This window comes from Cumulibacter soli, from assembly GCF_004382795.1.
Classification (GTDB): domain Bacteria; phylum Actinomycetota; class Actinomycetes; order Mycobacteriales; family Antricoccaceae; genus Cumulibacter; species Cumulibacter soli.
Window position 1 is genome coordinate 1 of sequence record NZ_SMSG01000012.1, and the last position, 25,512, is coordinate 25,512.

Consider the following 25,512-nt stretch of genomic DNA (forward strand, 5'->3'; position numbering starts at 1 on the left):
CTACAATCACCACAGGCACCACACCGCAATCGGAGCCCCACCAATGAGCAGACTCAACAACCTGCCTGGACATCACAACTAGTCCCATCGACCATCAGTCGGACTGCCATCGTGGGATCGACTTGTTACGTGTGCGAGATCGGTTTTAACCTCGGAAGTCGGTATCGTTCCTCGAATGGCTGGGCGCGCGGCCATTTCGGAACTGTGTCTGTCGACGGGGTGGTGTATTCACGGTGGCTGTAGCGGGTCTGGTGCTGGCGGCTGGAGCGGGAACTCGGATGGGCATGCCGAAAGCGCTCATTCGGCTGCCCGGCGGAAAGTCGTTGCTGACCAACGCGATTGAAATTCTGCGAGACGGTGGATGTCGCGACATCATCGTGGTGCTCGGCGCGGGCGAGCCATTTGTGCGCAAGGCGTTGGAGGCCTGGTCCGACAAGATCGACGCCCTGATGGGTGACGATGAGTTGATCCTGGTGAGTAATGAACAGTACGCCGAAGGAATCTCCACCTCCGTGCGCGCCGGTCTAGAGGCAACGAGCGAATTGCCGAAGGTGCCCGAGGCCGTCGTGGTGCAACTCGTGGATACCCCTGAAATCAGCCCGGACGCTGTCGACCGCGTCTTGCAGGTCGCCGCGCCGTCCGCGCTCGCGGTCGCGACATACGACGGGATGATCGCGCACCCGATGCTGCTCGGTAGTGAGCATTGGGAGGCGATCGCCGAGTCGTTGGCCGGCGACGTTGGTGCGCGCAAGTACCTCGATGGCCACCCCGAACTGCAGCGCATCAACGCCGACGGCCTGGGTTCCCCGGTGGATGTCGATACCCCCGAACAACTACGCAAACTCACTAATCGCGACCTCGTGCAGACCGAGATCCACAAAGCCGAGGTCACCCAGGACGACATCAGTGTGTCGTTCCTGGAGTTGCTGGTGCGCGATCGGCGTGCCGGTGCCGTGGTGACCTTCAGTGGCGTCGTCCGCGATCACGACCATGGCCGCCAGGTCGAAAAACTCAAGTATATGGCGCATCCCAGTGCTGACGACCTCATTATGCGAGTCACTCAAGAGGTCGCAGCGTCCTCAGGTGTGCGTGGTATCGCGGTACAGCATCGTGTGGGCGTCCTGCAGATCGGTGACGTCGCGCTCGGCTGCGCGGTCGCCGCCGATCACCGGCAGGAGGCATTCGAAGCCTGCTCGCTGTTGGTCGAGCGCGTGAAGGCCGAGTTGCCGGTCTGGAAGCATCAAATCTTCGAGGATGGAACCGAGGAGTGGGTGAACGCTCCGTAGCCGCACGGTCTACGCGAGTGCACGGAATTGCTCGCCCGCCGCGCTGACCTTTCCGTTGTTGTCGTATAGCGCGACGTTTGGCGCGTACGGCGGTGGTGTGAGCGAGAACCACGCCCACCGTTCGACGTAGGGCAGCGAGGCGAGCATGTCGGCAGCGGTCTTCAGGAACTCCGCCTGGACTTTGGACGGCTTCGCCGCGGCTGAGGCCGGATACCAGCTGATCAAGCTGAACTCGGTGAGCCAAATCGGCATCTGATACTTCGTATGGACACGCTCGAGGTAGGCCTTCAGGTCTTGGGTAGCAACGGCCGCTGAGTACGACGGCAACAGTTCGACCGCGAGATACCAATGCAGCGGAATGAAATCGACCCGGTACCCCTTCGCCTTCGCGCCGTCCATGAAGCCGGTGAACCAACTGGCTGGATTGTCGGCATTGCCGGCCACGGCCGGAGCGCCGAGTCGCATGCCCGTGGACTCCAACTGCGGCCACGCCGTCAGCGCCTGCTGAACCGACATGTTCGCGTGCGCTTCCTGGTCTGGCTCGTTGAAGCCGAGTAGCGTCTCGCCGTTTGCCTTCGCGAGTTCGAGCCCCTCTTCGGTCAACTGTGAGAGGTCTTCGAACATGGGCACGAACTCGCATCCCTGCGGGATATCAATCCCGTCGTGCCCCGGCGCCCAGGTGTAACACCAGCGCGCTTGTGAGTCGGCGAGCGACTCGGACGCATGCGGCGCCTGGATCCAGGTGCCGACCCCTGCCAGCGGACCCGGTGGCGTGGGCTTGGTCGTCGTCGGCGACGGCGATGCGCTGCTCGAGGGCGCTGCGGTACTGCTGGACGATTCAGGTGTCGTTTGCTGGGGTGAGCCGCCGCACGCCGCCAAGGCGAGACCCGCCGCTCCGGCCAGTACCGCGCGCCGGGTTATCGAAGGCCCCAATGTCGTCTGCGGGCGGCCAGCGATGCCGCGTGATCGAGCGGGCGCGTTTGTGTCTCGTCCCATTGTTGCGCCTGGCGGAACCTTTCCAGCGCGCTGGTCGCGGAAGTACACCATGTCCGTCTCCAATGTCGATCGAGCGGTAGAACCTCCGTCGCGGCTTCGACCGTATCGGGTGAATCCGATACCAAGATCGCCGATTTCGCGGCCGACTGTAACCGAGCGAACGGTACCGCGACTGTGGGAAATGCGGGTATCGCACGCCGATGTTCTGAGTAACCTTAAATCAGACCGAGTCAAGCGACCAAGTCACGAATGCAAAGACTCGGCAGGTAGTGCAGATTCTTATGGCCAGGTTCTTAGGTGGCCGGCTTTACGTAGTCATCTCTTCGTTAATTCAGGGGTTGAACCGTGCCTGGCGCGGGTGGATCGAGGATGGTGTCGACGCTGGCCGGACGTGTGGGATCTGAACGACACGAGGAGGAATCGTGCGGGTCGTAGTTACCGGTGGCGCTGGGTTCATCGGTTCGCATTTGTGTCGGGCGCTCATCGCCAGAGGCGACAGCGTCGTCTGTGTGGATGACTTCTCGTCGGGGTTGGGTTCTAACGTCCTGGCGTTGGCGGATTCCGATAGGTTCGTGTTGATTGAGCACGACGTCCGCGAGCGGATCCCGGTCGTGGGACCGGTAGATGCTGTGGTCAACTTGGCGAGCCTCGCTTCGCCGCCTGCGTACCTCGCACGACCGCTCTTCACCCTGCAGACCGGTTCAATCGGCACCCAGAACGCCCTGGAGCTCGCCAAGCGCAGCGGCGCACGATTCGTGCAAGCCTCTACCAGTGAGGTGTATGGCGATCCTGAGATACACCCGCAGACCGAGAACTACTGGGGCAATGTCAACCCGATCGGTCCCCGCAGCGTCTACGACGAGGCCAAACGGTACGGCGAGGCACTGGTCGCGGCGTACACGCGGGACGGGCTCAACGGTGGGATTATTCGCATCTTCAACACTTATGGCCCTCGGATGCGCGTGGACGATGGTCGCGTCGTCACGCAGTTCATTTCGCAAGCCCTCGCGAATGACCCGTTGACTGTGTACGGCGACGGATCGCAGACCCGCAGTTTGTGTTACGTGTCGGATCTGGTGCGCGGATTCATCGCGATGGTCGACTCGGAGCATCCCGGTCCCGTCAACATGGGCAATCCGCAGGAACTCACCGTGCGTCAGATCGCCGATTTGGTCATCAAGGTGACTGCGTCGGCTTCTCGTGTCGAGTTCCGGGAACTGCCGCAGGACGATCCGCAGCGTCGTCGCCCAGACATCAGCAAGGCACAGAGCGATCTCGGCTGGGCTCCGCAGGTGGATGTCGTCGAGGGACTGGCGCGCACGGTCGAGTGGATCGCCGCTGGTGCGCATCGGGATGCGGCCGTCGCAGTCAGCACATGACCTGGCCGAGGCCCCAAACATGACCGCAGTAGTTGACCTGCCGAAGCTCCCGGTCGAGCCAGACACCGTCAACGAGTCTGACGATTCGGATCGGCTGCGGGGATACTTGCGTGAATTGTCCGGCGGGATCGTTGTAGATCATCGCCCGTCGGGCCCGGTGTTTGGCTCCGTGCCGCAGCGCCGTTCGCGTATGAGGCGTTCGCTCGTCGCGGCGATGCCGCGCCACCAGCGGCGCTGGCTCTCCTTCTGGTCGTTCGCGTACACCGGGGTGCTGGTTGCGCTGTTCGTGTGGTGGTCCTGGCCGTCGCACCGACTGACCTGGGCGGGGTTCGTAGCCAACACGCTGCTGCTGGTCAGCGCGGTCGCACTACCGCTCTTCTTCCTGTGGGTGCTGCGCGGGATGCGTCGCGTCAACCCGAACCAACAGTTGCCCAACTGCCGCGTCGCCATGGTGGTGACCAAGGCGCCGTCCGAACCCTGGGAGATGGTGCGCCGCACACTGGAGGCAATGCTCGCGCAGGAGTACCCGGCGCCGTACGACGTATGGATCGCCGACGAAGCACCTTCGGACGAGACTCGCGCGTGGTGCAGCGCGCGTGGGGTACAGGTCTCGACGCGCCATGGAGACGAGCGGTATCAGCGACTCACCTGGCCGCGCCGGCGGCGCTGTAAGGAAGGAAACCTCGCCTACTTCTACGACCATTACGGCTACGAGCGGTATGACGTGGTCGCTCAGTTGGACTCCGACCACGTGCCGGAGCCGAGCTACCTCGTGGAGATGGTGCGTCCGTTCGCCGACTCCTCGATCGGGTATGTGGCCGCGCCCAGCGTGTGCGACGCGAACAGCGAGGTCTCCTGGACGGTGCCCGGCCGCCCGTTCGACGAGGCGTCTTTCCACGGTGCGCAGCAGCTCGGCCACAACGAGTCCGGTATGCCGGTGTGCATTGGTTCGCACTACGCCGTACGGACCCAGGCGCTGCGTCAGATCGGTGGCGTTGGCCCCGAACTCGCCGAAGACTTCACCACGTCGTACCTGCTGAACGTCGCGGGATGGCGCGGCGCATTCGCGATCGACGCCGCGGCACGTGGCGATGGCCCGCCGACGTTCGCGGCGATGGTGACGCAGGAATTTCAATGGTCACGCAGCCTCATCAAGGTAATGCTGTCGCTGTTGCCGCGCACCGTAGGACGTCTGCCGATCGGGATAGGCGCGCGATTCGCGGTGCAATGCGGTTCCTACATTCTGCTGAGCCTGATGTTCGTCGGTGGGCTCGCCCTGTTCGTGATCGCGAACCTCACCGGCAGACCGTGGGTGTCGGTGAATCTCCTGGTCTTCTTCGTGGTGTGGTTTGTGCTCAACGGCTGCATGCTCGGCGTCGCGTTCGTGCTGCGGCGCGCGCGGCTACGGCGACCCGTGGACGCCCCGATCATCAGTTGGCGGCGCGCGGTGTACAGCGGCAGCCGATATCCGTTCGTGCTGATCGGGGTTTGCGCCGCTATATGGGAACGAGTCGTGCCGCGGACGCTTGATTTCAAGGTGACCCCAAAGGGAAACTCGGGTCCGCAGCCGTTGCCTGTGCGGTTGATTCTGCCGTTCCTGGTGACTGCGATACTGCTCGCCGGCAGCGCGGCGATCGGCACCGAGAACCGTCCGGTCGTGGGCTACGTCGGGCTGTCCCTGCTGGGCTCCCTATCGACCGTTACGCTCGCGATTGTGATCGCGCTGCTGCACGCCGCCGACTCGCGCCGCGCCGCCGTCGACCTCTCACGCATCGGCGCGCTGCGACTCGTCCGGGCGCCACTGATCCTCTGCGGCGTCGTTGGTCTCGGGGCTATCGCGGCGACCGTGCGTTATGGGTTCGAACTGTGGCAAGTGCTGACGGACGTCGGCCTAATCGGCTAATTGCGCGTGCTCGTGCCACGCCGTTGAGAGGGAAATTCACGTGAAGGTTCTCGTTACTGGTGGCGCCGGATTCATCGGCAGCCACACGTGCGTCGAGTTACTCGACGCCGGTCACGATGTGCTCGTCGTCGACGACCTATCGGCGGGATTCGCTGATGCGCTCGATCGAGTCGGTGTGCTCACTGGCGTACGACCCGAGCTCGAGGTCCTCGACATCACTGACACCGCGGCCCTGTGCGGCCTGTTCGCCCGACACGCCATCGACGCAGTCATCCACTTCGCCGCGCGCAAGGCAGTCGGAGAATCGATCGAGATCCCGCTTGAGTACTTCCATACGAACGTCACAGGAACGATCAGCCTGCTGCGTGCCATGCGTGAGGCCAAAGTCCGGCAATTGGTCTTCTCGTCGTCCTGCTCGATCTACGGCGACACCAACGGGACGCTGCTGGACGAGCAATCGCCGTCCGCCCCGGCCAATCCCTACGCGTGGACGAAACTGACCTGCGAACAGTTGATCGCCCAGGAATGCGCATACGGCGAAGGGATGCGGGCGATCAACCTGCGGTACTTCAATCCGATCGGTGCGCACCCCAGCGGCGTACTCGGTGAGCAACCGCGCGGCGTCCCGCGCAACGTCCTCCCGTATCTGGCCGAAGTCGCTACGGGTGAGCGGGAGTACTTGCAGATCTTCGGCGGCGATTACCCGACTGACGACGGGACCGCGATCCGTGACTACGTGCACGTCGTCGACGTTGCCGCGGGGCACGTCGCCGCTCTCAACCACCTCGAGGACGCCGACGAACCCCAACTGTTCAACCTCGGTACCGGGGTGGGGACGTCGGTACTGGAGTTACACGCACAGTACGAACGGGAGGTTGGCCGCGAACTGCCGTACCGGATCACCGAGCGGCGACGCGGAGACGTTCCCCGGCTCGTCGCCGACTGCTCGCGGGTCCAGGACGCTTGGGGATGGCACACGCAGTACGACCTCGCGCAGATGTGTGCCGACTCGTGGCGTTTCATGCAGCGCAACCCGGAGGGCTACTCGCGATAGAGGCCACTCACGATAATCCGAAGTCGGTCGCCTGACAGGCGATGTTGCGCGATAGCGCGGTGAGCTGACGGTAATCTGCTGATCGATCGCAGGTTTGATCGAAGACAGCGGTATCAGGTATCACCGACCTTGGAGCGTCACGTGGTAACTCGACGAACTGTGCTCAACGGCGCCATATCGGTGGCGACGGTGGTCGCCGGCTCGACCCTCATCGGCGCACGGCCGACGTCCGCCGCTCCCGGTGGTACCGCGCGCCCGCTGCATGGTGTCGGTGCCTGGTACACGCAGTACGTCGACCTGATGCTGAGCGATTCCGGCGCTGCCTGGTATTTCACCTGGGCACCGCACCACGACTGGATCACCACGCCCGACGGCTGCGAGTTCGTGCCGATGATCGCTACCGCCGACGACCTGACTGCCGCCGGCCTGCAGCAGGCGGCAGACTCCGGCACTGCATTGCTTGGCTTCCAGAAGCCGGACGACGCTACCGGCGCGAACCTGACCCCGAGCCAAGCGGTCAAGCTTTGGCCACAACTCGAGTCGACAGGGATGAGGTTGGGTGCGCCCGTCGTGCGCGCCAACGCCCATGTCGCAGGCGGCTGGCTCGACAGCTTCATGACGGCGGCGGCGAGTAAGGGACGGCGGGTGGATTTCATCCCGCTGACCTGGTCGCCGAGTGAGGCGCTGCTGAGCGGCGCGGGTGCGATAGCCGGGGAAGTCGCGTCATTGAAGAGCTACCTCGAAGCGGTGCACGCACGGTTCGGCCGGCCGATCTGGCTGGTTGAAGTCGGCGCGGTGCTGTGGGGGCAGTCCGGCTCCCAAGCAGCTGATCCGGCCGTGCAGGCGCAATTCCTCGTTGAGGTCGAAGCCATGCTTGCTGGCCTGTCGTACGTGGAGCGGTGGGCGTGGTTCTCGCTAAGCCCGCTGGCCGGCGCCGACGACGCGCCGCTCTACGATGCGAACAATGTGGTGACCACAGTCGGTGAAGAGTTCCGCGCGCTCGCTGGTGCCGGTGAGACCGAACCGCCCCAGGAGCCCGCGTCCCCTGGCATCGGCACATGGTTCAGCGGCCCGGCCGTCAACACGCAGCTCGCCGATACCGGGGCTGCGTGGTACTACACCTGGGCCTCGCATCACGATTGGATCACCACGCCGCCGGACTGCGAGTTCGTGCCGATGATCTGGGGCCCCGCGAACGTCACGGCCTCCGACCTGCAGCAAGCGGCAGCGAACGGCACGACGCTATTAGGGTTCAACGAGCCCGACCGTAGCGATCAAGCGAACATGACTCCGGCGTCGGCGCTGGCTGCGTGGCCACAACTGGAGGCGACAGGCCTACGGCTCGGCGCCCCAGGGTGCGCCTCGGACGGACACGTGCCCGGCGGATGGTTGGACACCTTCATGTCGGGCGCGGCGAGCGCGGGACGTCGTGTCGACTTCATCCCGCTGCATTGGTACGCCAACAACGCCATCCTGGGCAGCGCCGATATCGTCGGCGCCGCCACCACCGCGATGGTCCAGTATCTCGAAGCAGTCCACCAGCGATACGGCTTGCCGCTGTGGCTCACTGAGTTCAGTCTCGTCTCCTGGACGGGTGGTACGAACCAGGTCGCCGAGATAGGCGTACAGGCGGACTTCCTCGAAGCGGCGGATGCCGCGATGGCGCAGTTGCCATTCGTGGAGCGCTGGGCGTGGTTCTCGCTGCCACCATTCGAGACCGCGCTGGGTGCGTCGCTCTACGACCAGCAGGACATCATTACGCCGATCGGCACTCGATTTGCCGCTATCGCTGCCAAGTACTGATTCCTGGGCACAAGCCAACCGGACTTACTCCCAGGGGAGCCTGCGGCGCCTAGCCGCCGGCGAACGGCGGCAGCACATCGATGCTCTGACCGCCCTCGACCACGATCTGCTGATCGGTCGTCGCCGTCCCATCGACGAGGAAACTGCACGCAGGCAGCACCTTGATCATCATGTCGCCGTGCTTCGTACCGACTTCGGCAATGATCTCCGCGAGGGTGCCGGGTTTCACCGACTCCTCGTCCACACCAGCAGCAGCTGCCGCAGCCGCGAAGTACCGAATGTTGACGCTCACGCTAGCCACCAATCGCAGACATAGGTCGGGACGGCTGGAGGAATGATGGGTCATCAATTCCGTGTCCCGCACGTTTGCCGAACATCGCCGTACGCCACCGCTGCGCGATCTCCTCATCGCTGGCTCCGGCGCGCAGGGGCGCCCGCAGATCCGATTCTTCGACTGCGAACAGGCAATTGCGCACCTGGCCATCGGCCGTCAACCGTGTGCGATCGCAGTCACCGCAGAACGGTCGGGTCACCGAACCGATCACGCCGACGCGGATTGGCCCACCGTTCACGAGCCACGTCTCGGCCGGTGCGGCACCGCGATGCGCGGGGTCTGGGGTCAATTCGAAATGCTCTTGGAGCGAATGCAGGATTTCCTCAGCAGTGATCATCTGCTGGCGATCCCAGACATGTCCGCCATCGAGTGGCATCTGCTCGATGAACCGCAGCTCGTAGCCACGCTCGAGGCACCAGCGCAGTAACTCAGGCGCCTCGTCGTCGTTCACCCCACGCATCAGCACTGAGTTGATCTTGACCGGCGTCAGCCCGACTTCGGCGGCGGCCTCGATCCCGGCGATCGTGTCGGCGAACCGGTCCCGGCGGGTCAGGTCGTGAAACCGTTGCGAATCGAGAGTGTCGAGCGAGATGTTCACGCGGTCGAGTCCGGCGTCCTTCAGTGCTCGCGCCGTCTTGGACAGCCCCAACGCATTCGTGGTCAGCGCGGTCTGCGGGCGCGGGGTTAATGCAGTGATCTCCTGCAGGATCTGTGGCAGGCCCGGGCGCAGCAGCGGCTCGCCGCCGGTGAACCGGATTTCCTCGACACCGAGCGTCTCGACCGCGATCCGCGCGAGCCGCACCAACTCGGCGTCGGTGAGTAAATCGGCCTTCGGGAGCCACGGCAGGCCCTCAGCGGGCATGCAATAGGTGCAGCGCAGGTTGCACTTGTCGGTCAGCGAGATGCGCAGATCGGTGGCGACCCGGCCGAAACGGTCGACCAGTCGCCCCTCAGCGCGCAGCCGACTAATGCGCTCGTCGCGCGATTCGGTGGACTGGAGGCTGCTCATCTCGCTCAGTGTACGTCGCGTACGTGCGCCGTAAACCCTCCTCGCAACTGACGCCGCTCGCGGTCGTACGCGAGTAGACTCAGGTGTTCCGCGCGCCGAGCGGGCTGGTCCGGAAGCACCCCAGGAGCAACCACACGTGCAACAGTCGAATTCGTCGTCCGTCGATGAGACGGGCCAGACGCCGACCGATCCAGAGTCCGTCGAAATCGCGCGCGAGCAAGCGCATGTCGATCGGGTCAACGCGCGGATCGAGGTGCTGCTGAAGAACGCCGATGCGATCACCGCCGAAGGCCTTGCCCGCGGTAGAACCGGGACGTACGGCGGCCTGGTAGAACGTGATGCGTTCGTGCACGTCGCGGCGCGACGCAAGCATCTGCTTAACCGCGAACACGAAGGTCTCGTGTTCGGTCGTCTCGATTTCGACGATCGGACAGTGCACCATGTGGGGCGCATCGGCGTCCTCGACGAAGACTTTGACCCGCTGGTGCTCGATTGGCGCGCACCCGCGGCGGCGCCGTTCTATCGCGCAACGCCCACCGAGCGGCTGGAGGTCGTACGCCGCCGGGTTATCCGCAGCGTTCGCGAGAAGGTTGTGTCCGTCGAGGACGACCTTCTCGACACCGAAGCCGCGCTTGACGGGATGAACGTGATCGGCGACGGGGCGCTGATCGCGTCGCTGTCGCGGGCGCGCACCGGCCAGATGCGCGACATCGTCGCGACCATCCAGACCCACCAGGATGAGGCGATCCGCGCACCCGGCGACGGCGTGACGATTATCAGTGGCGGCCCGGGCACCGGTAAGACCGTCGTCGCGCTCCATCGTGCGGCGTACCTCCTGTATCGGGAGCGGCGCAAATTCGAGAGCAGCGGCGTACTCGTCGTGGGGCCCTCGCAGACCTTCATGCGCTACATCGAACGCGTCCTGCCCTCCCTCGGCGAGGACTCAGCCTCACTGCGCAGCGTCGGTGAACTCGTCGACGGCTATACCGCATCCCGCCTCGACGCGCCGCATATCGCGCGACTAAAAGGTTCGGCCCGCATCGCCCCCGTCGTCACGCGCGCGGCCCGGTTCGCTGATCCGTCGATGCCGACCAGTTTCCGGATGTTCTATCGCGGCGACGTCGTGCAGGTCTCACAGAGCGACCTGCGCGGCATCCGTCGGTCGGTGCTGCGCGGAAACCGCAAATACAACCGATCTTTCCGGGCGGCAAAGGAAGCGCTCTCCGACCTGATGTACCGCAAACTGTCGGACGGCCCGCGCGCCGAGCGGACGTTGGCGGAGTTCCGCGACGACCTCACTGAACGTGAGGAGTACCAGGAGTTCCTGGCTGCGTGGTGGCCGATGCGCCAGCCGCATGATGTGCTGCGGGCGCTAGGCGATGAGCGACACTTGGCCGCGTGCTCGATGGGGGCGTTACAGCGGTCCGAGATTGCGGCGCTCGCGGCTGATTGGCGGACCCATCTGCTGGACTCGGTCGAACTGTCGGTGCAAGACATCGCCGTACTCGATGAGATCCGGGATGCGCTCGGGGAGATTCCGCCGCCACCCAAGGCACGCGACGAGTTTGACCTTGCCGATATGCGTGAGGTGACCACAGCGGCAGATCGTGAGTATGCGCGGGTTGGGCCGCGGGTGCGCCCCGAGAACTACTCCGGATATGGGCACGTGATCATAGATGAGGCGCAGGACCTATCGCCGATGCAATGGCGCCTGGTCGGACGCCGTGGGCGAAACGCGTCGTGGACCGTAGTCGGTGATATCGCGCAGACGTCGTGGCATGACCCGGCTGAAGCGCGGGCCGCGATGGACGCGGCACTGGTGAAGCCGCCGCGTCGGGATTTCCGGCTCGATACCAACTACCGGTCGCCCGCCGAGGTTTTCTCCTTGGCTGCCGAGGTGGTCCGCGCGGTCATGCCGGACGCCGATATCCCCGAGGCCGTGCGCGAGACGGGGCATCAGCCATTGCATGTGCTGACGTCCGAGGTAGCCGAGGCAGTGGTGGCGCAGGCCCGTGACCTGCTTGGCGAGGTCGAGGGAACGGTAGCGGTGATTGCTCCGGCTGCTCGCGTGGCTGAGGTTCGCTCCTGGTTTGACTCGGAACCCGCCGACGTGGACTCGAGCGGCTCCAAACCGGTTGGCTTGGGGCACGAGCCCTTCGAATCGTTGGGTGCGGCGGCCGGCGAACGCCTCGTCGTGATCGATGAACTGTCGGTGAAAGGGCTGGAGTACGACGGCGTGCTCGTCGTCGAACCCGATGAGATCACCTCCGGTGACGCTCGAGGCGTGCGGATTCTGTACGTCGTGTTGACCCGAGCTACGCAGCGGCTGACGACGGTCGGCAGCAGCGCTCGCTGGCTCGATGGGATCGGCGCGAGCACCGGGTCTTAGCTAGGGGCGCGGCTGCGATGCGGTGGGCGAGTGCTGTATCGTAACCAGGCCGTGGTGATTTGGGTCATATAGGCCTACCGTTGTATGCGCCGGCCACACCGGACCAACCAACGGAGGCGGACATGGCACACGGCGACATCACCCACTTCGAGATTCCCGTCAATGACATGAACCTCGCAAAGACGTTCTACGCAGGTCTATTTGGCTGGGATATCGCTGGCCCTCCCGGATTCGAGGACTACCCGATGTGGCGGGCCCCGAATCAGATCAGCGGCGGCGGCCTCACGCAGCGGGACGAGAACTTCATCTGCCCGCGCTCGTACGTCGAGGTTGATTCGATCGACGAGACGCTGGCCAAGGTCCGCGAAAGCGGCGGCGCGGTCGTCGTCGAGAAGTCGCCGATCAGCGAAACGAGTTGGTCCGCGGTCTTCAGCGACCCCGATGGAAACCACATCGGTCTATACGAAGGACACACCGACGGGGGCTGAAGGCCAGTCCATCCGACCCGCACCGATTCGCTGGGACACTCCGTTCCCGGTCGGTCACCGATGGAGTGAGCCCCTGACTGAGCGCCTGGAGCTGCCGCTTGACGCGCGGGTCGGTCAGTGGTCGCCGACGTGTGCGTATTGTGTCTGGCCGTTCGTTGGGTCCTCCTGCATCGCCCGTCGGTCCGTTCACCGCAGGTGGCGGGTGGGAGCGTCGACGAACCCTACCCGCCACCTGCGCAGTTATTCGTCTCCGATGCGCGAAATGTCGGCGTCGTCCAGGCCGTCCTCGTTCATGTCGCGATGTCGGGCCTTGCGCGCATCCCACCGCAACATGATCGCTGCCGCGGTCGCCGCAATGAGTGTGCCGAGCAGGATGCCGAGCTTTCCGGCGTCGGTATGTTCGGTATCGGGGAAAGAGAGTTCAGCGATCAGCAGCGAAACAGTGAAGCCGATCCCGCATAGCAGGCCAACTGGCAGCAGGTCACGCAGTCCAATCGCGTCCGGCAACCGCATGGGCGTAAGTTTCGTGAGCAATGTTGCCGCTCCGAGCACCCCGATCACCTTGCCGAGCACGAGGGCGACCACGATCGCAATCAGAACCGGTTCGCTGAGTACATCACCTATTCCGTCGCCCGCAACGAAGGTCACTCCGGCAGCGAAGAAGGCAAACAGCGGAAGGGCAATGCCGGCCGAAAACGGTCGCACGATGTCGTCGTACCGGTGGGTTCTCGGCGCCGACTCACCATGGATGGGCTTAGCGGCGAGACTCAGGCCCATCAAGACCCCCGCGATCGTGGCGTGTACGCCCGACGCGTGCATGAAACTCCACGCGACGACGGCGATCGGAAGCAGAATCCACCACCGCGCGAACTTCGATCGCGCGACGAACGCGAACGCGGCCACGCAAACCAGAGCGATCGCCAGCGAAGTCAGACCGATCGACTCGGTGTAGAACGCCGCGATCACGATGATCGCCAGCAGGTCGTCCACCACGGCGAGGGTCAGCAAGAAAGTACGCAGGCCCCGTGGCAGACCGCGACCGAAGATGGCCAGGACGGCGAGCGCGAACGCGATGTCGGTGGCCGTGGGGATGGCCCATCCGTGTAGCGCCGATGCATCACCGAGCGCGGTCACCATCACGACGTAGAGGACCGCAGGCACGGCCATCCCGCCCACCGCCGCGATCATCGGAACAGCCGCTTCGCGCGGGTTGCTGAGGCTACCGTCGACGATCTCGTGCTTGAGCTCGGCGCCAACGATGAAGAAGAAGATCGCGAGTAGACCGTCAGCGGCCCAGGTCGCGAGGTCGAGGTTCAGGTGCAGTGCAGCGGGGCCGACGGTGTACTCGGCGAGAGAGTGGTATGAGTCTCGCCATGGCGAGTTCGCCCAGATGAGGGCGAGTGCTGCCGCGCTCAGCAACAGCAGGCCGCCGATGGTTTCTTTCGTTACCCATGCGCGCAGTCGCGCCACGGGTGGCATTTTGGTCGTGGACATACATCCCTATGGAGTTGGATCTGCAAACAGGGTTGTCCGCAGAACGTCGACCAGGCTTCCCGACACACCGGAGAGTAACTCTAACGTGGCGCGGGCTACCGGATCGGCGGGGTGCGCCGGCGAAGGCGCAGTGGCACCGGGAGGCGCGGTGTCATCGGGGACGCACGGTGTCATCGGAGTGGCGCAGTCATGTGTTCCGGTGATTCGCCGGGCGCTCACCATGATTCCGGTGAGCAATAATGCTCACACCGCTCGACCGGTGGCGGGGAGCAGTGGTCTGATGGCACGGTGCTGCGCATCGTTTTTCACACGCCTGAAATCCCGCCGAACACCGGCAACGCGATCCGACTGGCGGCCTGCACGCCGGCGGAACTGCACCTCGTTGAGCCGCTGGGGTTTTCGCTGGAGGACAAGCAGTTGCGACGAGCGGGCCTCGACTATCACGATCTCGCGCGGGTATTCATTCATCCGTCCCTCGATGCCTGCTTTGCTGCGCTGGACGCAGGCCAACCGCAGCCGCCGCGGGTATTCGCCTTCACCAGTTCGGCGACCACCGTTCATTCGAGCATCGAGTATCGACCGGACGATGTATTGCTGTTTGGGTGCGAGTCTGACGGTCTGCCAGCGGAAATCCTTGCGCACCCGCGGCTGAACGATCGGCTCCGGATTCCGATGCTCGCGGGGCGACGGTCGCTCAACCTCAGCAACAGCGCGGCGATCGTGGTGTACGAGGCGTGGCGGCAACTCGGTTACCCGGAATCGCTGTGATCCCGACCGAATCCGCGCACGTGGGATTCACCGCAGGCTCCCAGAGACGAGGCAGGTGGGTAGTCCACGTGCCTGCCCGCTCGGGGCCTGCGATGAACCGCAGTGCCGAGTTCGTTACCGGCCGGCTATCAGCATCTCCGCGAAACCGGCGACCTTCAGTTGCAGATCCTCGATCCGCCGCACGCGTGCGGCGGCCTTGTCGTAACCCTCGTACGGCGCTGGCGGATCGTTGCGCGCATTGCGTGAGCACTCGAAATCCCGGCAGATGAGCGTGCCGACGGTGTCACCGCGACGTCCGGCGGGGCCGACGCGCTTGGCGCTGAAGAAAACGACCTCGTTGAGCAGTCGCACGTCTCGGCACCAGTTGCACATGGCGCGCGTTCGTGGTGGCGATGCGGCGGGTTTGAGCGCGATGCCGACGGGGTCGGCGTCCAGTCGCGGAAGTACGACGTACGCGCGTCGGGCGAAGGTCGAGTCGCGCCAACCGAGGTAATCGAGGTCGTCCCAGTCGTACTCGGTGAGATCGTCGAAGCCCTCCGGCAATGACATCTCTTTCACCTCGCGGCGTGAGGCGTTCACGAAGGAGGAGCGGATGAGTTTTTCGGTGAGTGGTTGCATGAGTAAGCCTTCCGATGGTGCGCCCGCGGCGCGCCGGGTGTGAGGGGTCGCCAAAATAGCCGTGCTGGGCAGCGGACTGCGGGCACGGCCGGGGCGGCCTAGCTACTCACCGTCGGCGAGGGCTTCGCCGACGACCTCCTGGCGTTGGGAGTACAACTCGCGGAAACTCACGGATCCCACCGTACGCTTTCGGGCCACTGGATGCGGATCGAATTTCGAGCGGTGGCGTCGCGCCCGCCCTTCGGGGCGAGCCCGTCTCGATCGCGGGGGCTTAGGGTAGGGAGATGACGCTGTGTATCGCGCAGGACTCCGAGGCCGACCGACTGCTGTCCGAGAATCCCTTCGCCTTGCTGACCGGAATGCTTCTGGATCAGCAATATCCCATGGAGCACGCTTTCCGTGGGCCGCGCAAAATAGCGACTCGAATCGGCAGCTTCGATCCGCACACGATTGCCGCCTATGACCCGGCCGAGTTCGAAGAGTTGTGCGCGACACCGCCTGCTATTCATCGTTACGGCCGATCGATGGCGCGCCGCGTCCAACAGCTCGCTCAGGTGATCTGCGACGAGTACGACGGCGACGCCGCGTCAGTCTGGGAGGCGTCGTCCAGTGCCGCAGACCTGCTCAAGCGGTTGCAGGCACTGCCGGGGTACGGCGAACAGAAGGCGCGGATCTTCGCCGCGCTGTTGGGCAAGCAACTCGATCACCGCCCATACGGCTGGCGCAAGGCGATTGGTCCGTACGCCGAGTCCAACTCGCGCCGGTCAGTAGCTGACGTGACCGGTCCCGAGTCATTGCAGCAGGTCCGCGACTTCAAGAAGGCCGCGAAGGCTGCCGCTAAAGCAGCGAAGTAGCCGCGGCGGACGCTCTGCTAGGGTGTCGTCTGCCAGTCGAGGGAATCCGGTGAGAGACCGGAGCTGACGCGCAGCGGTATGGGTGACGGGCCAGGTGTAAGGCCACTGGACGACAGTCTGGGAAGGTGCCTGGTTCGAAGGATTCCGAGCCCGAAAACCTGCTGGCTCCCCGTCGGCACCCGCCAATGGGCTCCATGCGGGTCCCGCGCTACCGGACCCCTGAGCACGAAAAGGTTCGCTATGCGCGCCCGTCACTCCCTGTTGTCATTCCTGGCTGCCACGCTGTCCGTGGCCACGCTCGTCGCATGTGGATCTACGGGCGAGGATGGCCCGTCCGAGGCCGCCGACGCCGGATACCCGGTGAGTATCGATCGATGCGACCGCACGATCACCGTGGAGAATCGCCCCGAGCGGATCGTGTCGCTGAACCAGGCGTCGACGGAAATTCTGTTGTCGCTCGGGGTGGCCGATCGAATGGTGGGAACCGCGAGTTGGACCGACCCCATCCTGGACTCGCTGGCCGACGAGAATGCGAAGGTCGAGCGGTTAGCCGACCAGGCGCCGTCGTACGAAGCGGTGCTCGCGACCGAACCCGACCTGATCACCGCGTCGCTTTACAACACGTTGAGCGAGGGCGGCGTCGCCACAGCCGAACAGTTCGCCGACCTCGGCGTCCCGGCATATCTGTCCGCCGTCGAGTGCGAAAAGTCCGACTTCGGCGGTGGGGACGGTGCCCGCGACGAACCGATCACGATGGAATCGATCTATACCGAGATCACCGACCTCGCGACGCTGGTCGATGAGCAACAGGCCGGTCAAGACCTGATCGACGACCTCGCGGACAGGATGGACGCCGCCGTCTCGGCCGCACCCGACGTCGACGGTGTGACGGTGCTGTACTGGTTCGCGAACTCCGAGTCACCGTACGTCGGTGGTTGTTGCGGTGGGCCGGGAATCGCCACGCATGCCCTCGGCCTGACGAACGTGTTCGAGGGCCAGAATGCCGAGTGGCCGCAGATCGGTTGGGAGGCCATCGCGGACGCCGATCCTGACGTCCTGGTCATCGGGGATCTCACTCGTAAGAGCCAGACAGCCGAGACGGCCGCGGCCAAGATCGAGTATCTCGAATCCAATCCGGTCACGAAGGAAATGACCGCGGTGAAAGAAAAGCAGTACGTGACGGTCGCGGGAGCGGAACTGAACCCATCCATCCGCACGGTCGACCTGGTGGAGCAGATGTCGGCCGGTCTCGTCGAACTTGGCCTTGCGAAGTAGTGATCGGTGGCAGCCGGTGGAGGCACCTGGGTTGGCCCGTCGGTCTAGCGGGGCTCCTTGTCTCGATTGCCGTGGCGACAGCGATCGGGCCGTCCTCATTGGGTCCGTCCGACGCGTTCGCCGTCGTGGTGGAGAAGCTGGGCGGGCCTGATTCGGGGTTGAGCAGGATCCGACAGGGCATCATCTGGGATCTGCGGCTACCGCGGGCCGCACTGGCCGCTGCGTGCGGTGCCGGGCTCGCGCTGTGTGGTGTCATCCTGCAGTCGCTGCTGCGCAACCCGCTGGCCGACCCGTTCGTACTCGGGATTTCCTCGGGAGCCTCGATGGGTGCGGTGAGCGTGGTCGTTCTCGGCGTCGGGGCGGGCGCGGCATCGTTGGCTTCCGGCGCTTTCGTCGGGGCGTTGGTCGCGTTCGCCCTAGTTCTTGCGCTCGGCCTACTCGCCGGTGGCACGACCGACCGAATGATTCTCGCGGGAGTTGCTGCGACCCAACTGTTTTCTGCGTTGACGTCCTTCATCATGTTTACCGCCGCGGACGCCGAACAGACCCGCGGGGTGCTGTTCTGGTTGCTCGGTTCGCTCGGGACTGCGTCCTGGCGAGACGTCGCGATATGCGGGGCCGTCGTACTCGCAGGGATCTGTGTGTGCTGGCTACTCGCCGGATCGATGGACGCATTCACTTTCGGGGAGGACTCGGCGGCATCGCTGGGTGTCTCGGTGCAGCGAACGCGCATCGTGCTGCTGGTGGTCACTGCACTGATGACCGCCGTGATCGTGTCGTCGTCCGGGGCAATCGGCTTCGTGGGATTAGTGCTGCCGCATGCCGCGCGCGCGTTGATCGGCTCGCGCCATCGTTTACTCGTTCCGGTGTCGGCGCTGCTCGGCGCGATCTTCTTGGTGTGGGTCGACGTCGGCGCGCGGACCATCATTGCTCCGCAGGAATTACCGGTCGGAGTGGCGACCGCGATCGTGGGTGTACCCGCGTTCGTCATCGTGATGCTGCAACGCCGGAGGCGAGCGTGATGATTCGAGGCAACAACGTGTCATGGGGCGTGCGCGACAAGGTGATCGTCGATGGTGTCACGCTCGCCGTACGCAGGGGCAGCACCGTGGGGTTGCTCGGGCCGAATGGTTCGGGCAAATCCTCGCTCCTGCGTGTGATCGCGGGACTTAGGCCAGCCTCGTCGGGCGTCATCACCCTCGGTGACGATGACCTTGCCGCGCTGTCGAGGCGACAGATTGCTCGGCGCATGGCCGTCGTGGACCAGGAGGTGACGACCGACACGCAGCCGACGGTGCGAGATGTGATCAGCCTCGGTCGGCTACCGCACCGCGCACCGTGGTCGCCGTCCTCGAGCGAGGACAGGGCCATCGTGGACGGTGCGGCAGCGTCGACGCGTACGTCCGAATTACTTGACCGCCCGTATTCGACGTTGTCCGGCGGCGAGCGGCAACGCGTGCAAATCGCTCGCGCACTGGCGCAGCAACCGTCCGAGCTGCTGCTTGACGAGCCGACCAATCACCTCGATATCCGTCATCAACTTGAACTGCTCGAACTGGTGCGAGCGGCCGACACGACGACGCTAGTTGCGCTGCATGACTTGAATCTGGCCGCGGCCTACTGCGACGAGGTGGTGGTGATGTGCGGCGGTCGCGTCCGTGCTGCTGGTCGGCCGAGGGATGTGCTGACGGCTGATCTCATCGCCGATGTCTACGAGGTTGACGCTGCCGTGTCGGTGGTCGACGGCGTCGCGCACATCCGCTTTCTCGGGGTGCTTTCGTAACGTCGCCGTTCTCGATCGTGTGAGGCGCGAGTCTGGTCGGCGTACGTCACATTCGAGGTGGGTACCGCGACGCGGCGACTAGTTGTACCGTCAATCGAGTCATGCAAGTTTCAACTAAAGGACTTTGTCTTTCATGTCAGATACCCGTGTCGTCGCCCTCGTGGGAAGCCTGCGCGCTGAATCGGTCAATCGCCGCATCGCCGAGCACCTGAAGGCCAACGCGCCCGAGGGCGTCACCGTTGAGATCGCGAACGGTCTCGGTGACATCCCGTTCTACAACGAGGAGATCGACGTCGAGCCTGCCCCGGCGGCAGCGCAGGCCCTGCGCGAGCAGGTCGCGGCGGCGGATGCCGTTCTCGTGCTCACGCCCGAGTACAACGGCACCATGCCGGCCGTGCTGAACAACACCATCGACTGGCTGTCGCGTCCGTATGGTGCGGGCTCGCTCTTCGGTAAGCCGTTTGCCGTCGTCGGTTCGGCGGCGAGCTCGTTCGGTGGCAAGTGGTCGCACGATGACACTCGCCGTTCGGCGGGGATCGCTGGCGCTGTCGTTCTGGACAACGTCGACGTATCGCACAGCCATTCCGAAATCGACCCCCTCGAGGACGTAGAGATCGCAGGCCGCTTCCTCGCCGCGCTCACCGCCCTCGCGGAGCACCAGCCCGAAGCGGTGGCGTAACCCGCCTCCGACCATCTGGCGTAACTACTTCCGATCCCGCGGAGCGGTCAGCAACTCGTGTGCTGGCCGCTCCGCGGAGTCATCTGTGCGGGCGTTACCGCGGAGTCATCTGTGCGGTACCGCGGGTTTATCTGAGCTGACGGTCTCGCCCCGTTATCGCATCGGGCGCCACAGCAGTAGGCCCGAATCGATGATGGGCTGCACGTACGGCCGCAGCGTCTGAAAAATGTCCTCGGCGTCCGCTACGCCATCCCACACCGACGCGGCCGCGTCATCGGTCTGCGCCTCGATCAACTCATACAACTCGACGCCGGCATCGGTCAACAGATAGTCGTCGGCCTGCAGCAGCCCGCGGGTGCGCAAAGCGTCGGCCGCCGCCTCCCAAGCATCGTCGTCCCACGATCGCGACTTCTGCACCGACGCGAGGCCGCGGGCGCGCTCCTGTGGCGCCGTCAACGGATCCGAACCGTGGAAGATGAGCACCTCGGTGGGTGCCAAGTTGTGCGCGACCAGGATGTCGATGTGTGCGTCGCCGCGCCATTCGCGCATGGTCGCAGTGTGCTGCCACAGCGCAACATGCGGCTGCAAGTCTCGTTGCAGTACGGCGTTCGCGCCGCCGAGCGGCCGACCGGCGGAAATCGCTCCCGCGTAGATCTCGCCGAGACGGTTCGCCATACGGGCGATCGTGTCATCGTGGATCCGGTCGCCAAGGATGTCACGCAATTGGCGATCCACGATCGTCTCTCGCGCGGTCAGCAACTCGTCGATCGACAGTGCCTCGGTCGCTTGCGTCCAGCCCTTTTCAATGACCGCAGGATTCCAGTTATAGAAGGCGCTCGTGACCACTGCCGGGGCACAATTACCCATCGGCGCGGCGCGGAAACCGACGTACGACGCGTAGAAACGCATCGAATGCACCTGCGCAACCTCCGTAGCGCGATCGCCCCAGTACGTGATCAGGTGCATCGGTTCGAGTAGCAGGTAGGCAGCGCGCGAGATTGCCCGAGTGTGCTCGTCGTAGCGAAAGGCCATCTGGATTCCTCTATGTAGGCGGTATCTGGGCCAAGCCAACCATGAGGTCACCGCCGGTCGTCAAGAGTGATGGACTCGCGGCGGCGGGCGCTGCGCTCGCTGGAGCCGCTCGTGGCACCCGCCGGATCGCTACCTCGCCATCGGGTCCATCGAGATGATCTGCCACCCGTGCCCGTCCAGATCGAAGAAGGAGCGGTCGTACACGGCTCCGCTCTCGTCGGTGTCTCCGGCGCTAGCTCCCGCCGCGAGCGCCCTCCCGACGAGTGCATCGACGGCGTCGCGACTATCAACGCTCAGGCAGATCACGCAGCCGCTGGTGCTCTGCGCATCGATGACGTTCTTGCCCAGCAGCAGCGTCTGGTAAAAGTCTCGCTGGATCAACATGGTCGATATCGAGGCGCCCAGCCGCACCAAAAGCGCCCTATCGTTGCTCATTCGCTCGTCAAAGGAGTAGCCGATAGCGGCGAAGAAATCGCGGGATCGCGCGACGTTGACGACGGGCAAGTTGACGATGATCTGAGTGTGCATGGGAAGCCTCCCCGGCCCGCGGCGCCACCTATTGGAGCCGTCTTCATGGTTGACGGCGCCAGCGCGTCGAACTCATCGGTGCGCCGAGGTATTTCATGCGCAACGCGGTCGGCGAGGACCGCGGGAAGGCTCGCCAAGTTAGTACAGGTAGTCCTCGCCGCTGGCGCGTACCGTGACATCACTCAGCGAGATCCCCCAAGGCTGATCGATCACGTGGACGACAGCGTCCGCCAGTTCCTCCGGTTTGATCAGCCAGTAGCCAATGGAATCGACGTCCGTCAATTCCGCCGGTAGCGATCCGTCCATCAACTGACCGACATGCTCGGCGTACTGTGCTCCGCGCTGACCCACCAGCCCGAAGATGGCTTGGTCGTTCACTACCCAACTCGCCAAGTTGGTGCCGGTGATGCCGGTTGGCTTAATCGTGGTGACTTTGATCTTGCCCTTCGACTCGATCCGCAGCGAATCCGACAGCACAGTCACGGCCGCCTTTGTCGCGCTGTACACGCCCGACCCGGCGATGCCCGCATTGCCGTAGATCGACGAGATGTTCACAACCTGACCACGGCCCTGTTCGATCATCTGGTCATACACTGCGGCGATCCCGTTCACGACGCCCTTGAAATTGATATCGATGCAGGCGTGCCAGCGATCGAGCGCTTGCTCGTGATCAGCGAAGTACGCCAGTGGCATCACGCCAGCGTTGTTGACCAGTACGTCGATCGCGCCGTACGCCTCGATGGCCTGCCGCGCGGCATCGCGCATCGCCGCCGCGTTAGTGACGTCGGCGACGATATCGAGCGCCTCCTGGCCGCGCGAACGGATGCCCGTGAAGACCTCGGCGAGGCCGTCAGCGTTGACATCGGTACCCACGACGCGTGCGCCGCCGCTGGCGCACTTCTCGGCGATCAACCGGCCAAATCCGCTGCCCGCGCCGGTGATCATGATGACCTTGCCCTGCAAATGTGTGCTCACGCCGCTCCTAAACGATGTTGATCTTGTCGTGCCCGGCGCTCACTCGTTCACGCGAACCAGTAATGCCGACCGCCGGACACCAGGGGTCTCGTTGATTCGCGGGGCAGTGCGTAACGCAAATTGACCGAGAGCGTTACGCACTGTCCCGCAGAACCGGCCAATGTCAGGTGATGTGGCGTGACGCGGCACGCCCGGCCACCCGCCCGCTGAAGATGCAACCGCCGAGGAAGCTGCCCTCCAACGCGCGGTTGCCGTGTACGCCGCCCCCGCCGAAACCGGCGACCTCGCCCGCGGCGTACAACCCGTCGAACGCGGAGCCGTCCTCGCGCATCACCTGCGAATCGAGGTTGGTCTCCAGCCCGCCGAGGGTCTTGCGGGTCAGGATGTGCAGTCGTACGGCGATCAGTGGCCCGGCCTTCGGGTCCAGCAGCTTGTGCGGTGATGCGACGCGGGCGAGTTTGTCACCGCGGTAGGCGCGGGCGGAGCGCAATGCGGCGATCTGCAGGTCCTTGGTAAACGCGTTGTCGACCTCCCGGTCGCGCGCGAGCACCTCCTGACGGACTCGGCCGGCATCCAGCAATTCTCCGCCGGGTAGCTTGCGCATTTTCGCCAGCAGATCGTCGAGATCGTCAGCGACGACGAAATCCTCACCGTGCTGCTTGAAGGCCTCGACCGGCCCCGGGGCGCCCGGGCGTACCCGACTGAGGGTGAGTTTGATGTCCTTACCGGTGAGATCGGGGTTCTTCTCCGAACCCGACAGCGCGAACTCCTTCTCGATGATCTTCTGCGACAGGATGAACCAGGAGTGATCGTGGCCGGTACCGCGCAGGTGCTTCAGGGTGCCGAGGGTGTCGAATCCGGGAAACAGTGGTACCGGGAGTCGGTTGCCTAATGCGTCGAACCACATCGATGACGGGCCCGGGAGAATCCGGATGCCGTGGTTGTCCCACTTCGGCTCCCAGTCCTTGATGCCTTCGACGTAATGCCACATCCGGTCGGCATTGATCAGGTGTGCGCCCTGCGCGGTGGCTCGTTCGCGCAGCAAGCCATCAACGTGTGCGGGAACGCCGGCAACCATGTTCGAGGGTGGCGAGCCAAGCGACGACGGCCAGTACGAACGGACCAGTTCCGGGTTACCGCCAATGCCACCGCTCGTCAGGATTACCGCCTGCGCGCGCGCCTCGAAATCACCGGCCGCGGTGCGATTCGATGCCACGCCCCGCGCCGCCGAGTCGTCCGCCAGCACCGTTCCGCGTACGCCGACCGCGGTAGCGTCCTCGATAATCAACTCGTCTACTTGATAGCGGTACCGAATCTCGGCACGACCACTATCGACGGCGGCCAATACACGCCGAATGAACGGTTCGACGACGCCCGGACCGGTGCCCCAGGTGATGTGGAAGCGCGGCACCGAGTTGCCGTGCCCGATAGCGCCGTACCCGCCACGTTCGGCCCAGCCGACGATGGGGAACCACCGTAGCCCCTGCTCATGCAGCCAAGAGCGCTTCTCGCCGGCCGCGAAGTCGACGTACGCCTCGGCCCATTGCCTCGGCCAGAAGTCCTCCTCACGGTCGAAAGCGGCAGTGCCGAGCCAGTCCTGAAGGGCGAGTTCGTGCGAATCCTTGATCCCCATGCGGCGTTGTTCGGGGGAATTGACCAGGAACAGCCCACCGAATGACCAGTGCGCCTGTGCGCCGAGGTTCTGCGCGTTTTCCTGCTCGAGAATGATGACCCGGCGGCCCGCGTCGACCAGTTCAGCGGCCGCGACAAGCCCGGCTAGTCCGGCACCTACGACGATCACGTCCGTATCCATCGGTCAATCGTGTCACGGAAGGCTAGGGTCAGTCATGCTCAACCTCAGCGGGCGCGGCTACCGCCGCCAGTTGTTCGACGACCAAGCCGTGGTTCTGTTGCGCGACCGCATGCTTGGACCGCCTACGCAGGGAATTGGTATTCGAGCGATAGTGAGGTGCGCCAACCCTGTCACGAATGTCTAGAGTCAATCATGCTCAACTTTCAGCGGACCGGCTCAGGACCCGCCCTCGTTCTCATCCATGGACTGCTCGGATCGCACGACATCTTCCGTCGCGTCGTTCCCGTGCTCGCTGCGGAATACGATGTCATCGCGATCGACTTACCCGGCCACGGTGGTAGCCCGGTGCCGCCAGAGCCCTACACGATGCGTACTGCCGCGGCTGAGGTCGTCGGCACCCTGGAGCAGTTGGGCGTGCACAAGCCGATCATGATCGGTCACTCCTGGGGTGGATACGTGCTCGCCGAGATCATCGCGAGTTTCCCGGACACATTATCGGCGGCCGCGATTATCTTCTCCCAGCCGTACGCAGATCCGCCCGAGAAACAGGCCCAGCGCGCGGCGGCGATAGAGCGATTCGAGAACGAGCCCTGGGAGGACGTCGTCCGCGACATCTTCCCCGTCTACGTCGCCGATTATGACCCGCCGGAGATCTTCGAAGAAGCAGTCGAGATCACCAAGCAGGCGAGTGTCGAGGGCGCCCGATTCGCGCTCACGACCATCAGGGACCGCGTTGATCGCGCCCCGGCGATCGCTGATACTCCGCAGATTCCGGTGTTGTTCCTCAGCGGCACGGATGACGGCGCGATGCCGCCAGTCACGCTGCGGGCGCCGCATGTGCGGCATGCCGAAATCCTCTCCGGTCACATGGGACCGATGAGCGCACCGGACGAGGTGGTCGCCGAACTGAAGGTGTGGATCGCTTCGCTCGCCGACTAGCTGTGATGTCCAGGGACGTTGTTGCGTGAATCGCGGGTGATCTGTTGACGGGTGAAGGCCTCCCGTTGCGAGAGTGGAGCTGTCTAGGAACCGCTCACGCATAACAGGAGGCC

Annotated in this window: 23 protein-coding genes and 1 riboswitch; of the genes, 14 read left to right on the forward strand and 9 right to left on the reverse strand. The window is 64.5% G+C overall.

Annotated features, from left to right (window positions below; all coding sequences use genetic code 11):
* Window positions 1-233 precede the first annotated feature (233 nt).
* Window positions 234-1,286, forward strand: coding sequence for a molybdenum cofactor biosynthesis protein MoaE (locus tag E1H16_RS18885; protein ID WP_134325317.1), 1,053 nt, complete (start codon window positions 234-236; stop codon window positions 1,284-1,286).
* Window positions 1,287-1,295: 9 nt separating this feature from the next.
* Here E1H16_RS18885 and E1H16_RS18010 read toward each other — a convergent pair whose 3' ends face one another.
* Window positions 1,296-2,282 (reverse strand): glycosyl hydrolase, encoded by a 987-nt coding sequence (locus tag E1H16_RS18010; protein ID WP_134325318.1) that lies wholly within the window; start codon window positions 2,280-2,282, stop codon window positions 1,296-1,298.
* Between the two features lie 422 nt (window positions 2,283-2,704).
* On the opposite strand from E1H16_RS18010, the gene E1H16_RS18015 reads away from it, so the two are divergent.
* The 4 genes from E1H16_RS18015 to E1H16_RS18030 all read left to right on the forward strand — a co-directional run bounded on the left by E1H16_RS18015 (window position 2,705) and on the right by E1H16_RS18030 (window position 8,421).
* Complete coding sequence (locus E1H16_RS18015) at window positions 2,705-3,661, forward strand: UDP-glucuronic acid decarboxylase family protein (protein ID WP_134325319.1); 957 nt, start codon at window positions 2,705-2,707, stop codon at window positions 3,659-3,661.
* Window positions 3,662-3,680: 19 nt separating this feature from the next.
* Complete coding sequence (locus tag E1H16_RS18020) at window positions 3,681-5,564, forward strand: glycosyltransferase (RefSeq protein ID WP_166741838.1); 1,884 nt, start codon at window positions 3,681-3,683, stop codon at window positions 5,562-5,564.
* Window positions 5,565-5,604: 40 nt separating this feature from the next.
* A complete protein-coding gene (gene galE / locus E1H16_RS18025) occupies window positions 5,605-6,618 on the forward strand; it encodes a UDP-glucose 4-epimerase GalE (RefSeq protein ID WP_243837895.1) in 1,014 nt (337 codons plus the stop codon).
* A 141-nt stretch (window positions 6,619-6,759) separates the two neighbouring features.
* Window positions 6,760-8,421, forward strand: coding sequence for a glycosyl hydrolase (locus tag E1H16_RS18030; protein ID WP_134325322.1), 1,662 nt, complete (start codon window positions 6,760-6,762; stop codon window positions 8,419-8,421).
* Window positions 8,422-8,470: 49 nt separating this feature from the next.
* On the opposite strand, the gene E1H16_RS18035 is transcribed toward E1H16_RS18030, so the two are convergent.
* Window positions 8,471-8,713: a MoaD/ThiS family protein gene (locus tag E1H16_RS18035; protein ID WP_243837896.1), complete on the reverse strand. Its 243-nt coding sequence runs from the start codon at window positions 8,711-8,713 to the stop codon at window positions 8,471-8,473.
* Between the two features lies 1 nt (window position 8,714).
* Window positions 8,715-9,764 (reverse strand): GTP 3',8-cyclase MoaA, encoded by a 1,050-nt coding sequence (gene moaA / locus E1H16_RS18040; RefSeq protein ID WP_134325324.1) that lies wholly within the window; start codon window positions 9,762-9,764, stop codon window positions 8,715-8,717.
* 136 nt (window positions 9,765-9,900) lie between these two features.
* Between moaA and E1H16_RS18045 the strand changes: the two genes are divergently transcribed.
* A complete protein-coding gene (locus tag E1H16_RS18045; protein WP_134325325.1) occupies window positions 9,901-12,153 on the forward strand; it encodes a HelD family protein in 2,253 nt (750 codons plus the stop codon).
* A gap of 122 nt (window positions 12,154-12,275) precedes the next feature.
* On the forward strand, window positions 12,276-12,641 hold the full coding sequence (locus E1H16_RS18050; protein WP_134325326.1) for a VOC family protein: 366 nt from the start codon (window positions 12,276-12,278) through the stop codon (window positions 12,639-12,641).
* 240 nt (window positions 12,642-12,881) lie between these two features.
* On the opposite strand, the gene nhaA is transcribed toward E1H16_RS18050, so the two are convergent.
* The gene (gene nhaA, locus E1H16_RS18055; protein ID WP_134325327.1) at window positions 12,882-14,135 is read right to left on the reverse strand and encodes a Na+/H+ antiporter NhaA; all 1,254 of its coding nucleotides are present in this window, start codon (window positions 14,133-14,135) and stop codon (window positions 12,882-12,884) included.
* Between the two features lie 288 nt (window positions 14,136-14,423).
* Between nhaA and E1H16_RS18060 the strand changes: the two genes are divergently transcribed.
* On the forward strand, window positions 14,424-14,903 hold the full coding sequence (locus E1H16_RS18060) for a tRNA (cytidine(34)-2'-O)-methyltransferase (RefSeq protein WP_134325328.1): 480 nt from the start codon (window positions 14,424-14,426) through the stop codon (window positions 14,901-14,903).
* A gap of 114 nt (window positions 14,904-15,017) precedes the next feature.
* Here the strand turns inward: E1H16_RS18060 and E1H16_RS18065 are convergent, their stop codons facing one another.
* A complete protein-coding gene (locus tag E1H16_RS18065) occupies window positions 15,018-15,521 on the reverse strand; it encodes an FBP domain-containing protein (RefSeq protein WP_134325329.1) in 504 nt (167 codons plus the stop codon).
* Between the two features lie 284 nt (window positions 15,522-15,805).
* On the opposite strand from E1H16_RS18065, the gene E1H16_RS18070 reads away from it, so the two are divergent.
* From E1H16_RS18070 to E1H16_RS18090, 5 genes are all read left to right on the forward strand, one after another.
* Complete coding sequence (locus E1H16_RS18070; protein ID WP_134325330.1) at window positions 15,806-16,375, forward strand: HhH-GPD-type base excision DNA repair protein; 570 nt, start codon at window positions 15,806-15,808, stop codon at window positions 16,373-16,375.
* 16 nt (window positions 16,376-16,391) lie between these two features.
* Window positions 16,392-16,555: riboswitch (cobalamin riboswitch) on the forward strand.
* Window positions 16,556-16,615: 60 nt separating this feature from the next.
* Complete coding sequence (locus E1H16_RS18075; protein WP_134325331.1) at window positions 16,616-17,650, forward strand: ABC transporter substrate-binding protein; 1,035 nt, start codon at window positions 16,616-16,618, stop codon at window positions 17,648-17,650.
* Complete coding sequence (locus E1H16_RS18080; RefSeq protein WP_134325332.1) at window positions 17,650-18,672, forward strand: FecCD family ABC transporter permease; 1,023 nt, start codon at window positions 17,650-17,652, stop codon at window positions 18,670-18,672. The genes E1H16_RS18075 and E1H16_RS18080 overlap by 1 nt, the downstream gene beginning before the upstream one ends.
* Window positions 18,672-19,433: an ABC transporter ATP-binding protein gene (locus E1H16_RS18085; protein ID WP_134325333.1), complete on the forward strand. Its 762-nt coding sequence runs from the start codon at window positions 18,672-18,674 to the stop codon at window positions 19,431-19,433. Before E1H16_RS18080 ends, E1H16_RS18085 begins: the two co-directional genes overlap by 1 nt.
* Window positions 19,434-19,566: 133 nt before the next feature.
* The gene (locus E1H16_RS18090; protein ID WP_134325334.1) at window positions 19,567-20,112 is read left to right on the forward strand and encodes an NADPH-dependent FMN reductase; all 546 of its coding nucleotides are present in this window, start codon (window positions 19,567-19,569) and stop codon (window positions 20,110-20,112) included.
* Window positions 20,113-20,265: 153 nt separating this feature from the next.
* On the opposite strand, the gene E1H16_RS18095 is transcribed toward E1H16_RS18090, so the two are convergent.
* The 4 genes from E1H16_RS18095 to E1H16_RS18110 all read right to left on the reverse strand — a co-directional run bounded on the left by E1H16_RS18095 (window position 20,266) and on the right by E1H16_RS18110 (window position 24,460).
* The gene (locus E1H16_RS18095; protein ID WP_134325335.1) at window positions 20,266-21,144 is read right to left on the reverse strand and encodes an SCO6745 family protein; all 879 of its coding nucleotides are present in this window, start codon (window positions 21,142-21,144) and stop codon (window positions 20,266-20,268) included.
* A 129-nt stretch (window positions 21,145-21,273) separates the two neighbouring features.
* Window positions 21,274-21,672 carry a VOC family protein gene (locus tag E1H16_RS18100; RefSeq protein ID WP_134325336.1) on the reverse strand — a complete coding sequence of 133 codons (399 nt, stop codon included), beginning with the start codon at window positions 21,670-21,672 and terminating at the stop codon, window positions 21,274-21,276.
* A gap of 138 nt (window positions 21,673-21,810) precedes the next feature.
* Entirely contained in the window at window positions 21,811-22,647 is an 837-nt protein-coding gene (locus E1H16_RS18105) for an SDR family oxidoreductase (RefSeq protein ID WP_134325337.1), read from the reverse strand.
* A gap of 163 nt (window positions 22,648-22,810) precedes the next feature.
* The gene (locus E1H16_RS18110) at window positions 22,811-24,460 is read right to left on the reverse strand and encodes an FAD-binding dehydrogenase (RefSeq protein WP_134325338.1); all 1,650 of its coding nucleotides are present in this window, start codon (window positions 24,458-24,460) and stop codon (window positions 22,811-22,813) included.
* Window positions 24,461-24,652: 192 nt separating this feature from the next.
* On the opposite strand from E1H16_RS18110, the gene E1H16_RS18115 reads away from it, so the two are divergent.
* A complete protein-coding gene (locus E1H16_RS18115) occupies window positions 24,653-25,399 on the forward strand; it encodes an alpha/beta fold hydrolase (RefSeq protein WP_134325339.1) in 747 nt (248 codons plus the stop codon).
* The last annotated feature ends 113 nt before the right edge of the window (window positions 25,400-25,512 follow it).